The sequence below is a fragment of the Tautonia plasticadhaerens genome (assembly GCF_007752535.1).
GTDB classification, from domain to species: Bacteria; Planctomycetota; Planctomycetia; order Isosphaerales; family Isosphaeraceae; genus Tautonia; species Tautonia plasticadhaerens.
In genome coordinates this window covers 2715587-2728354 of sequence record NZ_CP036426.1, presented here as the reverse complement: position 1 = coordinate 2728354, position 12768 = coordinate 2715587, and the positions used below count along the sequence as shown (strand labels likewise).

At 73.6% G+C, this 12768-nt stretch carries 11 protein-coding genes; 7 read left to right on the top strand and 4 right to left on the bottom strand.

The window, feature by feature from the left end:
• Positions 1–126: 126 nt before the first annotated feature.
• The 5 genes from wecB (at position 127) to ElP_RS10560 (ending at position 5217) form a co-directional block, all read left to right on the top strand.
• Positions 127–1275, top strand: a complete 1149-nt coding sequence (wecB, locus tag ElP_RS10580) for a non-hydrolyzing UDP-N-acetylglucosamine 2-epimerase (protein ID WP_145269082.1) — start codon at positions 127–129, stop codon at positions 1273–1275.
• Positions 1276–1534: 259 nt separating this feature from the next.
• Positions 1535–2545, top strand: a complete 1011-nt coding sequence (gene holA / locus ElP_RS10575; protein WP_145269080.1) for a DNA polymerase III subunit delta — start codon at positions 1535–1537, stop codon at positions 2543–2545.
• 41 nt (positions 2546–2586) lie between these two features.
• Positions 2587–2883, top strand: a complete 297-nt coding sequence (locus ElP_RS37835; RefSeq protein WP_197446875.1) for a hypothetical protein — start codon at positions 2587–2589, stop codon at positions 2881–2883.
• 276 nt (positions 2884–3159) lie between these two features.
• The gene (locus tag ElP_RS10565) at positions 3160–3387 is read left to right on the top strand and encodes a phospholipid-binding protein (protein ID WP_231749640.1); all 228 of its coding nucleotides are present in this window, start codon (positions 3160–3162) and stop codon (positions 3385–3387) included.
• Between the two features lie 306 nt (positions 3388–3693).
• A complete protein-coding gene (locus ElP_RS10560) occupies positions 3694–5217 on the top strand; it encodes a transglutaminase-like domain-containing protein (RefSeq protein WP_145269077.1) in 1524 nt (507 codons plus the stop codon).
• Between the two features lie 72 nt (positions 5218–5289).
• Here the strand turns inward: ElP_RS10560 and ElP_RS10555 are convergent, their stop codons facing one another.
• From ElP_RS10555 to ElP_RS10540, 4 genes are all read right to left on the bottom strand, one after another.
• A complete protein-coding gene (locus ElP_RS10555; protein ID WP_145269075.1) occupies positions 5290–5643 on the bottom strand; it encodes a hypothetical protein in 354 nt (117 codons plus the stop codon).
• Positions 5640–6413: a phosphorylase family protein gene (locus ElP_RS10550; RefSeq protein WP_145269073.1), complete on the bottom strand. Its 774-nt coding sequence runs from the start codon at positions 6411–6413 to the stop codon at positions 5640–5642. Before ElP_RS10550 ends, ElP_RS10555 begins: the two co-directional genes overlap by 4 nt.
• Positions 6414–6693: 280 nt before the next feature.
• Positions 6694–8745 (bottom strand): squalene--hopene cyclase, encoded by a 2052-nt coding sequence (gene shc, locus ElP_RS10545; protein ID WP_145269071.1) that lies wholly within the window; start codon positions 8743–8745, stop codon positions 6694–6696.
• Between the two features lie 253 nt (positions 8746–8998).
• Positions 8999–10435, bottom strand: coding sequence for a BON domain-containing protein (locus ElP_RS10540; protein WP_145269069.1), 1437 nt, complete (start codon positions 10433–10435; stop codon positions 8999–9001).
• A gap of 407 nt (positions 10436–10842) precedes the next feature.
• Between ElP_RS10540 and ElP_RS10535 the strand changes: the two genes are divergently transcribed.
• Together ElP_RS10535 and ElP_RS10530 are read left to right on the top strand one after the other, a co-directional pair.
• Positions 10843–11331: a response regulator gene (locus ElP_RS10535; protein ID WP_197446874.1), complete on the top strand. Its 489-nt coding sequence runs from the start codon at positions 10843–10845 to the stop codon at positions 11329–11331.
• Positions 11331–12743 (top strand): bifunctional folylpolyglutamate synthase/dihydrofolate synthase, encoded by a 1413-nt coding sequence (locus tag ElP_RS10530; protein ID WP_145269065.1) that lies wholly within the window; start codon positions 11331–11333, stop codon positions 12741–12743. The genes ElP_RS10535 and ElP_RS10530 overlap by 1 nt, the downstream gene beginning before the upstream one ends.
• The last annotated feature ends 25 nt before the right edge of the window (positions 12744–12768 follow it).

Genomic DNA, 12768 nt, shown 5'->3' with positions numbered 1-12768 from the left:
GGCTCGAAGTCCGACTCCTGAGCGGTCGGCCGATTCGACTGGCCCGATCCCGCCGCTTCGCCTATCATCCCCCCGCCCCTCGGGCGATTCGACTCGCCCGGCGACGGGGGCGAGGAGGCCGGGACGATGGCGACGACCGTCGCGTGCGTGGTGGGCACGCGCCCCGAGGCGGTGAAGATGGCGCCGATCGTCCGCCGGCTGCGGCGGCCGGGCAGCGGCTTCGAGGTGCTCGTCCTCTCGACCGGCCAGCACCGAGAACTGCTCGACCGCGCCCTGGCCGACTTCGAGATCCGGGTCGACGACGACCTCGCCCTCATGCGTCCCGGCCAGGACCTGGCGGCGCTGACCGCCCGATGCCTGGAGGGGCTCGGCGGCTGGATCGGCCGCCATCGCCCCGACCTCGTTGTCGCCCAGGGGGACACGACCTCGGTCTTCGCCGCCGCCCTGGCCTGCCACTACCGTCGGGTGCCGTTCGCCCACGTCGAGGCCGGGCTCCGGTCGGGCCGCCTCTCCGAGCCGTTCCCCGAGGAGGCCAACCGGGCCCTCACCGCCCGGCTGGCCGACCTGCACTTCGCCCCCACCGCCGCCTCCCGGGAGAACCTGCTCCGGGAGGGGATCCCCGCCGGCCGGATCCGGGTGGTCGGCAACACGGTGATCGACGCCCTCCGCTGGATCGAGTCCCGCCCGGCCCCCCTGCCCTTCGAGCCGCCGACGGATCGGATGATCCTGATGACCTCCCACCGCCGCGAGAACCTCGGCGATCCCCTCCGGCGGGCTTGCCGGGCCGTCCGGACGCTCCTGGACCGCGACCCCGGCCTCTGCGTCGTCTTCCCCGTCCACCCGAGCCCCCCGGTCCGGGCGATCGTCGACCGGGAGCTGGCCGGGCTCGACCGGGTCCGGCGGATCGAGCCGGTCAGCTACCCCCAGTTCGTCTCGCTGATGAAGGCCTCGGTCTTCATCCTCTCCGACTCCGGGGGCGTGCAGGAGGAGGCCCCCGCGCTCGGCCGGCCGGTCCTGGTGCTCCGGGACCGCACCGAGCGCCCCGAAGGGGTGGCGATGGGCTCCTGCCGGCTCGTCGGCACCGACCCGGCCCGGATCGTCGCCGAGGCCGAGGCCATCCTCTCCGGCTCCGCCCCCCCTCCCCACCCCATCAGCCCGTACGGCGACGGCCAGGCCGCCGACCGGATCGCCCTCGCCCTGGCCGAGCGCTTCGGCCTCGGCGATGCGGCCGGGAACCCCGCCGGGGCCGACACCTCGGCCGGGCTCGCCGCCTGATCCCCGGGGCGGGTCGACGCCGGATGGGGAATGATGGACATTCGATCGATCGTCCCGCCTCGGTCGGCCGATCCTCGATCGAGCGGAACGGGCCGGATCGACCGCCGGACGACCCCCCGACCGCACCCGTTTCATCCTCCGTCAGACATGAACTCGCGTCGTCAAGCGTCCAACTCCGACATCCCGGCTTGGCGGCCGGCCCCCCTCGCCGCTACGCTCAGTACCCCGGGATTCGCCCCCCCGAGCCCAGGCATCTCCCATGCACGCGTTCGAATTCGTCGACCCGAGAAAGGTGCGAGAAGTCCTGCCGGTCTACGCTATTTTTGGCGACGACGCGTACCTCAGGAGGGAAGCGATCCTCGCCATCATCCGCAACGCGATGGGGGGCCAGGATGAGGAGGAGCTGGGCGTCTCGCGGTTCCCCGGGGCCCAGGCGGAGCTGGCGAGGGTGCTCGACGAGGTCCGGACGCTGCCGTTCCTGGCGCCCAGGCGGGTGGCGATCGTCGAGGACGCCGACCCGTTCGTGACCGCCCACCGCAAGGAGCTGGAGGCGTTCGCCGCCCGGCCGCCCGACTCGGGGGTGCTGGTGCTGTCGGTGAAGTCCTGGCCGTCGAACACGAAGCTCGCCAAGCTGGTCGAGCAGTCGGGGGCCTCGGTCGAGTGCAAGGCGCCGAGGGATTCGGAGCTGGCCTCCTGGCTCGGCAAGCTGGCCTCGGGGCGCTGGGGGCTGAAGTTCCCCCCCGAGGCCGCCCGTTTCCTCGTCGAGCTGGTCGGCCCCGAGCCGGGTCTGCTCGTCTCCGAGGTCGACAAGCTCGCCGCCTACGTCGGCGACGGCAAGGCCATCACCCGGGAGGACGTGGCGAAGCTCGTCGGCGCCGGCCGGGTCCTGGAGGTCTGGGACCTGATCGACCGCGCCTCGCTCGGCGACGCCCCCGGGGCGCTCGGCGTGCTCGACCGGCTGCTCGCCTCCGGCGAGGCCCCCCAGCGGCTGCTGGCGGCCCTGGCGATCTCCCTCCGCAAGGTGCACCACGCCGGGGCGCTGCGGCTGGCCCGCAGGGAGCTGGCCGACGCCTGCAAGCGGGCCGGCATCTGGCCCCGGGACGTGGAGAAGACCGGACGGCAGCACGCCCACCTCGGGCCCGACCGCGTCGACCGCATCCCCGCCCTGCTGCTGGAGACCGACCTGGCGCTGAAGGGCTCCTCCACCCTGGACGAGCGGGCCGTGCTGGAGCGGCTCATCGTCTCCCTCGCCCGGCCCCGCGGAGACTGATCGGCCGGGCCGATTCCCCCCCGGACCCGGGAACCGCCCAGATGAGCGACCGCGAGGACGACGAGGCCGTCGCACACTGCGTCTCGAAGGTCGAGGAGCTTGCCGCCCTCGACGAGCCCGACCGCCGCGCCCTGCTGCAGCTCGGCTACAACCTCGGCCGCCTCAGCGAGCTGACCGGGGCCGGCCGAGGCCCATTCTGGGACCGCTGGAAGGGCCCGGTCGCCTCCTGGGACCGCCCCGCCCTCCGCGCGCTCGCACTCGAATTGCCGAGGCGGCCCCGCCCGGGCGGGGCCGGTTCGACCGCCTCGCTCCCGGAGCCTCCGCCCGAAACGGGCTGACTTCCCGGCGCAATCTGGCCTGGTCGGTTGACTCCGACGCCGGCTGCCGTGTTTACTATGACGACAATGCAATCGGGCACGCCCGATCCGAACCATCGGTCGACGATCGACCGGCGGGGTCGGTTCCCCGGCGACCCGTCAACCTTTTCCCTTGCATTCTCCCCGAGGCGAGCACGATAATGGGCGTGCTCACCCCAAGGATGTTGAGACTCCCTCCTGGATCGCAGCCCCTCGCGATCTCGATTCACCCGCAACAGATCTCAGGAGTGATGGACTATGCGGAGGAACCTTGGGAATGGTTCGACCTCCCTCCTGGAGCAGGTCGAGCATTCAATCAGGCAGACAACCCACGGTCGGATCCGTGACCTGGCCGTCGAGGAGGTCCAGGGCCGCTTCGTCGTCCGGGGCCGGGTGCCGTCCTATCACACCAAGCAACTGGCGCTGTATGCGGCGCTGGAGCTGCTGCCCAGCGATCGCTTCGACATGAATATCCTCGTTTCCTGAAGCGATCGATTCCCGGGAACTCCAACCACACCGCCGGGCCCGCCCCGGCGGATCCATCGGCCGATGGATCCGCCGGGGCGGGCCCGGCTCGGGTTGTGCCCGGTCGACCGATGCGCCATAGTGGTCGGGCCGGGCGGTCGTCGCGGCGCGCGCCCCGGGCCCGGCCCCGCACCCATCGACTCGACCCGCCTCGGCATGAGCGGACCCCGGCCGGGGCCCCATCGCGTGACCCGGGCCGATCGCCCCGTCGGGCGGTCGCCCCGAGCAGGCCGACGCCGCCCCGAGTCCCAGGGAGGATCTCGCCCGATGCGAGGGATCGATCTCGCCGCCCGAACGCTCGCCCTGGCCCTCGCCCTGGCGACGCCGACCTTGCTCCCCCCCCGGGCCGAGGCCCAGGACGCGGCCCCGGACAAGGCCCGGGATGCCTGGGACGCCGTCTTCATCGGCGGCCGGAAGGTCGGGCACATCCACCTCCGCGTCGAGCCCGTCACCGCCGGGGACGGCCGAGAGCTGCTCCGAGTGCAGGTCGACTCCCGGCTGAACATCAAGCGGCTGGACGACGACGTGGTCATCGCCACCCGGTACGGCACGATCGAGACCTACGACGGCCGGGTCCTCCGGCTCGACGCCCGGAGCCTCGTCGGCCCGAATGAGACGCGGATCTCCGGGGACGCCCGGGACGACATCCTGCCCCTGACCCTCGAGGCCGGCGGCCAGCGACGACGGGTCGAGATCCCCTGGGGGGACGACGTCCGGGGCCCTTATGGGCCCGAGCTGAGCCTCTCCCGATCCCCCATGACCCCCGGCGAGCGCCGGGAGATCAAGACCTTCATCCCCGACCTCAACCAGGTCGGCCTGACCGTGCTCGAGGCCCGCGAGGTCGAGGAGGTCGAGCTCGGCGGCGACACCACGATGTCGCTGCTGAAGGTCGAGTCCCAGGTGAAGGGCCCCGACGGCAAGCCCCTGCCCGGCATGGACGCCACCTACTGGGCCGACTCCGGGGGCCAAATCCTCAAGAGCCACACCGACGCCTTCGGCGGCATCCTCACCTACCGGACCACCAAGGAGGCCGCCGAGGCCCCCGGCTCCGGCTCCTTCGACATCGTCAAGGCCTCGATCGTCCGCGTCTCCCGCCAGATCACCAACTCCACCGGCACCAGGTCGGCCGTCTACCGGGTCTCCTACAGCGGGGACACCCCGATCGAGGAGGTTTTCCCGGCCGACGACCGCCAGACCGTCCGGCGGGCGACCGACGGCTCGACCCTGCTGGACGTCCACACCTCCGGGCCCCGGGACGGCTCGGGAGGGCCGGCGACCGTCGAGCCCGAATACCTCGCCGCCAACCCGATGCTCAACAGCGAGGATCCCGGGGTCGTCGCCCTCACCCGGCAGGCCATCCGGGGCGCCGCCGACGACCCGTGGGCCAAGGCCGTGGCTATCACCGACTGGGTGGCCGAGAACGTACGCGAGAAGAACTTCGAGACCGCCTTCGCCACCGCCCGCGACGTCGCCCGGGACCTGAGCGGCGATTGCAGCGAGCACAGCGTGCTGACCGCCGCCATGTGCCGGGCCGCCGGCGTGCCCGCCCGGGTGGTCGTCGGCCTGCTCTACGCCGACGACCTCGGCGGCTTCGGCTATCACATGTGGAATGAAGTGCATGTCAACGGACGATGGGTCGCCGTCGACGCCGCCCTGAAGCAGACCGAGGTCGACGCCACCCACCTGAAGCTCAACGCCACGAGCCTCGACGGCGTCTCCCCCTACGCCCAGTTCCTCGACGTGGTCCGCGTCTTCAACACCCTCTCGCTGGAGCCGATCGAGGTCCGTTGACCCGATCCGGATCCGGGCCCGGCCCCCGCCGGCCGGGCCCCTCGGGGCCCGCCCGAGGCGCGGCGGACGGAGTCAAGGGCCGGCCTCCCGCCTGAGGGCGGCCAGGCCGTCGAGGGCCCCTCGGCAATTCGGGTCGAGTTCCAGGGCGGCGCGAGACGATTGGGCCGCAAGGACCGGTCGGCCCGACTCGGCCGCCTGGTCTCCCATCCGCCGGTGGAGGTCGACGTCCCCCGGCCGATCGGCGATCATCAGGCCGAGCCGGGCCATGAATTCGAGGAATTCGAGGTCCTCCCGGGCCCGGTAGCTCAGGGTGATGGGGTCGAGGGGGGATGCCCGGGCCGCCCGCTCGGCATCGGCCAGGGCGGCGTCGAGCCGCACCCCCTCGGCGAGCCGCCCCTCCGGGCGCCGCCGGGTCTTGGGAATCAATCCAGTTGATGGATGATCCCCGGGAGCACCTCGGCCAGGCGGTCGGCCGCCTCGATGGCGTGCTCCCGGAGGGTCCACAGGTCCTTCACGCTGCCGGGCCGCTTCCAGAGGGCGCCGATCGTGGCGCCGAGGCGGAAGCCGCCGGTCGGGCCCATCACCGTCATCACCTCCGGGGGCAGGTCGGCCCCGGCCTCGTCGCTGATGACCCGGATCGCCAGGAACCGCTGCCCCCGATCGGCGCAGATCGAGGCGACGCTCGCCGTCTCCATGTCGACCACCTCGGCCGCGAACCGCCCCCGCATCGCCGCCTTCTCGGCGGCCGTGCGGACGATCTTCGAGGCCGTCACCAGCCGGCCGGACGAATACCTGATCTTCGATCCCGGCGTCGAGGCCGGGGGCGTCAGGCCGATCGCCAGCGGCGGGGCGTCGGGAGAGGCGGCGTCGACGATCTCGGTGGCGAAGACCACGTCGTTCCGCCTCAGGCCCGGGTCGAGCGCCCCCCCGAACCCCGCCGAGACGAGCCAGCGCGGCCGGTGCCCGCCGAGCAACCGCCTCGCCCCCTTCGCCGCGGCCTTCCGGCCCACCCCGGCCGAGACGATCACCACGACCTTCTCGCCGAGCATCCCCTCGACCACGGCCCGCTGCGAGCCTTCGGGGTCGGAATAGGTCCGCACGTCCCGGAGCAGGTCGATCGTCGGGCCGATCTCGATCGGCAGGGCGGCCACGATCCCCACGTCGGCCGGCACCGGGGGCGGGAGCAGTTGAGTCATGCGCGTGGGTCGTGTCGCGGGGGGTGCGGGTGGCGGGGCGTTCGGAGCCCCGTCGAGGATCGTCGGTGGGGCGGGGGGAAATCAAGGTGGCTCCGCACTCCGACCCTCGGCGCGGGGGCTGGCCTTCCCTTCGGACCCGACCCGGCCGGATGCCGGACGTCAAATGCCGGGGCCGGCCCGGACCCGGGACGCGCGGACGGCCTCGCCCGGATCGGCGAGGCACCGCGACCCGAGCATCGGCCATCGGTCATCCGTCATCCGCCGACCATCCCCGCTCCCCTCAGACGTCCAGCGGCCTCGGGTCGGCCGGGACGCCGCAGGCGAGGGCCCCGGAGTGCAGCGACCGGCCCAGCCGGGGGGCGGCCGGCCCGGAGACGGCGGCCCGGTAGCGGGCCAGGGCCATCAGCGGGAAGTAGATGCGGTAGAGGTGGTAGCGGAGGTAGAAGACCTTCGGGAACCCGGTGCCGGTGAACTGCGGCTCGTCCCAGGTGCCGTCGGCGTTCTGGGTCCGGAGCAGGAAGGAGACGCCCCGCCGGACACTCGGCGAATGCGCCCTCCCCGCCGCGATCAGGCCGTTGACGGCCCAGGCGGTCTGCGAGGCGGTCGTCACGCCCCGGCCCATCCAGGCGGGGTCGTCGTAGCTGCGGCAGGATTCGCCCCAGCCGCCGTCCTCCTGCTGGGCCGACTCCAGCCAGTCGGCCGCCCGCTGGATCGAGGGGTGGCCCATCGGGAAGTCGATCGCCCGGAGGCCCAGCAGCACCTGCCAGGTCCCGTAGATGTAGTTCACCCCCCAGCGGCCGTACCAGCAGCCCTCCGGCTCCTGGGAGGCCCAGAGGTATTCCAGCCCCCGGGAGACGGCGGGGTGGTCCTGGCGATAGCCGATCGTGCCCAGGATCTCCAGGATCCGGGCGGTGATGTCGGCGCAGCTCGGGTCGAGGATCGCGTTGTGATCCGCGAAGGGGACCTTGGTGAGCAATTGATTATCGATGTCGACGTCGAAGGCCGCCCAGCCGCCGTCCCGGTTCTGCATCGCCAGGAGCCAGGCGACGGCCCGGTCGGTCGCGAGCCTCCCCTCGGGTCGGCCCGCCAGGGCGGTGCGGCCCAGGGCGAGCAGGACCATGGCCGTGTCGTCGATGTCGGGGTAGAAGTCGTTGCGGTACTCGAAGGCCCAGCCGGTCGGCTCCAGGCCGGGCCGACGGCGCTGCCAGTCGCCGGGGACGCTGATCTCCCGGTCCAGCAGCCAGCGGGCGGCGGCGGTCATGCTCGGGTCGTCGGCCGGCACGCCGGAGTCGGCCAGGGCGATGGCGGCGATCGCCGTGTCCCAGGTCGGCGAGACGCAGGGCTGCACCCGGACCGCGCCGCCCTCCTCGATCATCAGGTCTTCGAGCTGCCCCAGGGCCCGGCGGACCAGCACGTGGTCGTCGTCGTAGCCGAGGCTCCGCAGGGCGAAGATCGAGTAGACCATCGCCGGGAAGATGGCCCCCAGCCCCTCGGAGCCCTCGAAGTGCCGGATCATCCACCGGTGGGCCGCCGCCAGCCCGGGACGGCGCAGCGCCTTCGGCACGACCCGGTGCGCCCACTTGAAGCCGCGATCCAGGGCGACGAAGAAGTTCGACCAGGAACAGGCCCGCTCCGTCCTCCTCGACGGGGGCGGCAGGTCCGGCCGGAACAGCTCGGCGATCCCCTTCTCCGGCGGCAGGTGCCGCACCGGGCGCAGAACCGAGAGGATCGACAGCGGCACGACCATCGTCCGGGTCCAGGACGACATGTCGTAGAGGCTCAGGCCCGTCCGGGTCGGCAGGAAGATCAGCTCGGGGGGGACGTACGGGCAGTCGTCGTACGACATCTGCCCCAGCAGCGCCAGGTAGAACCGGGTGAAGCTGTTGCAGGCCTCGGCGCCGCCGGCCTCCAGGATCCGGTCGCGGACCTTCGCCATCTCCGGGTGGTCCGGGTGCACGCCCGCCAGCTTCAGGGCGAAGTACGACTTGACCGAGGCGCTGACGTCGAACGGGCCGCCCGGGTAGATCGCCCAGCCCCCCTCGGGGAGCCGCTGCTCATACAAGTACTTGCAGAGCTTGACGGCGACCTCGTCCTCCTCCCGGCCCAGGGCGGTCAGCAGCAGGACGAACTCGGATTCGAGGATCGTGTCCCCTTCCAGCTCGCCGACCCAGTGGCCGTCGTCGCGCTGCTGACCCAGCAGCCAGCCCCTCGTGGCGGCCAGGCCGCGATCCAGGGCGTCGGAGTCGACCGGGGGGGGAGTCCCGACGCCTCGCGGGGTCGCCTCCGCGGCCGGACCCCGCCCCAGCTTGCTACCCTCGCGCTTGACGATCATCGCGGTCTCGGTCCCCCCTCCTTGAGGTGGTTCGTCCCGATGCCCATCCGTGTTGTCGATCGAACCTCGGACGCGACCGGCACATCCATGTCCCGGGGTATCGCGCGGGGCACATCCTAAGCCTGCCTTTGTTGAACGATCAAGGCCAATCCGACCCCGGATGCCTCGCCCCCGGGGGTTTTTTCGATGGCCTCGCCGACCCCGGGCCTCAAGGTCGACGCAGCTTTTCCAGGGTGCCATGTCGTGCCCCCGATCACCCCCCGGGCACCAGCTCCGGGGCGATCGTGAACCCGCGCAGCACGGGGGTCGATCGGAGGGTAGCCTCGGCCCTCCGGAGGCCGGCCGGGTCGAGCAAGCGGCCCCGGATCTCCAGCCGGTCTCCCAGCAATCGGACGCGGTCGACCTCGGCCAGGCCGTCGAGCTGGCGGCGGACCTGGTCGCCGAGGTATTCCTCCACGTCCCGGAGGTCGGCGGCCGACCGCAGCGGGTTCTCCCCCGGCTCGACCGGCACGGAGAACCTCAGGCGGTCGACCACCCGGTCCACCCCCGGGTGCCGCTTCACGGCGAGATAGGCGGCCATCGCCGCCGCCGCGGAGGGGGCGTCCCCCGAGAGGGTCGCGGTCCCGTCCCGGAGGGTCACCCGGATCGGCAGGCCGGCCAGCTCGGGCAGGTCGCCCGGCGGGCTCGCCTCGGCCGGGGCCGGTGCGTCGGCCTCCGGAGGAGCAGGCCCGCCCGGCCCGGCCCCTCCCTCTGGCCCCGGGACCGGCCCGGGCCCGGGCCGGGCGGGGGGGACCGGGCGGGGATCGATGAACAGGCCCGGTGCGGGCGGCTCCGGGGGGGCGGCGTCGGCCGGGGCCGAGGAGGTGGCCTCCGCCTCGACGACCAGCAGGTTGATGACCTGGGTGATCCCCGGCGTCTGGGCGAGCTGTTGGCCGACGGCGACGCGGTCGGCCAGCGTCGGCACGAGGCCCCGGATCGTCGCCACGCCGTCGGGATCCAGCTCCACGTCGACCAGCCCCGGGGGCGGCAACTCGCCCCCGGCCGCCGGGAACGGCGCCGGGGCCGGGCCGTTCGCCCGGTATTCGGCGAGCCTCCGGGCCGAGAGGGCCCCCCAGTAGGGCGGGTAGCTGATCACCGGCGGTTCGAGGCCGAAGAACGGCTCGTCCGCGAACCCGAACAGCGGAGGGGGGTAGATGAGGCCCGGAGCCCCGCCGGGGACGGGCCCGAACGGCATGTACGTCGGGGGAGGATACCCGCCGACCGCCCCGTAGGACGGCCCGGGCATCGGCGGGGCGAACCCGGGCGGGACCGCCTCGGCCATCGCCGCCGCCCCCCGGAGGGCCACGTCCTGCGCGGCCAGGGTGTCGATGACCAGCTCGTCGGCGAAGGGCACTCCCGAGGCGATCGCCGTCCGGATGGCGGCATCATAGATGACCTTCGTGCCGACCACGCCCCGGAGTGCGGCCCGTCCCCCCCGGTCGACCACCTCGATCGGGTAGGGCGCCGTCACGGGGTTGGAGGCGAGCGCCGCCCGGAGCAGGTCCGCCGGCCCCGGACGGCTCGGGGCGGAGACCCCCGGCCGGGGGGCGAGCTGGCCACCCGCCGGACTCGGCCCGGGGACGGCCATCGCGACGACAACGACGACGGCGAGCCACCCCCCGGGGATTCGGGGATATCGGGTCCGAGTCATGGTGGGTCTCCGTCCGGTCGGCTGCTGCCGAGGCGAGGTGTCCGAGCGTCCCCGATCCTCCGAGGAAATCCCGTGCCCGAACCGCGAGTCTATCGGCCGATCGGCGGGATCGGCAAGCGACCCCGGGACGGGCGAGCCCGTCCCGGCGGGCCGGGGACGATGAGCCGAGGCCGCCGGGGCGGGCCGCCCCGTTCGGATTCGCCCGGCGAGCCGGGGCCGCCGCCTCGACCGCCCCCGGCGAGGGCCCCGGCCCCGGCCTGCCCGAGGATCCGACATGGCGGCCGGGGGGGGCTCGGGGTATGCTGAAGCCCGAGATCGAGCCTCGGAGGAGCCGCACCGGACGATCCGAATTGGCCGGGCCCGCCCGATCCGTCCCCCGGGCGAGGCCGAGCGAAGGGGGAACTGCCGTGACGCCTCCCGACCCGATCTCGATCTCGATCGTGCTGGCCGACGACGACGCGGACCTCCGGCTCGTGGCCGCCGGCCGGCTCCGGGCCTCGGGCATGACCGTCTGGGAGGCCTGCGACGGCGCCGAGGCGCTCCGGCTGGTCCGGGAGCACCGGCCGACCGTGCTGGTGCTCGACCTCTGGATGCCGGGGGTCGACGGGCTCCAGGTGCTCGACGCCCTGCGGTTCGACCCGGTCGCCTCCCGGCTGGCCGTCGTCGTGCTCACCGGCGACGGCGAGGCCGACGGCCGCCTGCTCGCGCTGGCCGGGGGGGCGGCCTCGATCCTCCTCAAGGGGGGCTCGATCGACGCACTGGTCGGGGAGGTCCTCGACGGCGCCGCCCGGGCCCTCGGCCCCCCCTTCGGCGTCGACCTGGGGGACGACGGGGGCCTCGCCTCCTGCTCGACGTCGCATCGAGACCCCATCCCCTCCGGGCCCGACCGACCTTGATGACCGAACCCGCCCCCGACGCCTACCGGGAACGCCTCGACGCGCTCTACGCCCGGCTCGACTACGAGCGGCTCGGCATGCCCGCCTCCTCCTCCTCGACCGAGCTGAAGCTGGGGAGGATGCGGCGCCTGCTCCGCCGCCTCGGCGACCCCCAGGACGCCCTCCGGATCGTCCACGTCGCCGGGACCAAGGGGAAGGGGTCGACCTCCGCGATGGTGGCCGCCGCGCTGTCGGCCTCGGGGATCAAGGCCGGGCTGTTCACCTCGCCGCACCTGCACCGGCTGGAGGAGCGGTTCGAGGTCGACGGGGCGATGATGAGCCCCTCGGATCTGGTCGCCCGGTGCGACGAGGTCCTGCCGGTCGTCGAGTCGGTCGAGGCCGACTGGCCCGACCCCGAGGGGCGGGGGATGACCTTCTTCGAGGCGACCACGGCGATCGGCCTGCTGCACTTCGCCCGGGTCGGCTGCCGGGCGGTGGCCCTGGAGGTCGGCATGGGGGGGCGGCTGGACTCGACCAACGTCGTCCGGCCTGGCGTCTCGGTGATCACCTCGATCTCCTTCGACCACGTCCGCCAGCTCGGCCCGACCCTCGGCCAGATCGCCCGGGAGAAGGCGGGCATCCTGAAGCGGGGGACGCCCGCGGTGGTCGGCGTCCGGGGGGACGAGCCGCTGTCGGCCATCCGCGAGGTGGCCCGCTCGAGGCGATGCCCGATCCGGGAGGTCGGCCCCGACGTCTCGTACGACTACGAGCCGCCGACGCCCCCGGTCGACCGGCCGAGCAACGGCGTCGTCCGGGTCCGGACCTGGCGGAGGGACTGGGGCCCGATCGTCCCCCCCCTGCCGGGGGAACACCAGGCGAGGAACGTCGCCGTGGCCCTGGCGAGCCTCGACGCCCTGGCGGAAACCGATCCCACCCTGGACGTCGACCCCGGGGCCGCCGCCCGGGGCGTCTCGGGCCTGAGGTGGCCGGCCCGGGTGGAGGTGGTGGGCGAGTCCCCCTGGGTCGTGATCGACGGCGCCCACAACGTGGCCTCGGCCGAGGCCCTGGCGGGGACCCTGCGGTCGAACTTCCCGTCCGTCCCCCGGACGCTCGTCTTCGGCACGAGCAGGGACAAGGACCTGGACGGCCAGCTCCGGGCCCTGCTCCCACTGTTCGACGCCGTGATCGCCACTCGCTACGTCGAGAACCCCCGGGCGGTCGATCCGTCGGCGATCGCCGAGGCGGTCTCGGCGCTGGGAGGGCCCCCGGCCGAGGTCTCGGCCGATCCCGCCTCGGCCCTGCAGGCCGCGCGAAGGCGGTCGCCGGTCCCCGGTCTGGTCTGCGTCACCGGCTCGCTGTTCCTGGCCGCCGAGGCGAGGGCCGCCGCGCTCGGCCTGTCCAACGTCCCGGCCCGGCCCAGGCTGGTGACCTGATCCTGCCGGACGCTGGCCCGACGCC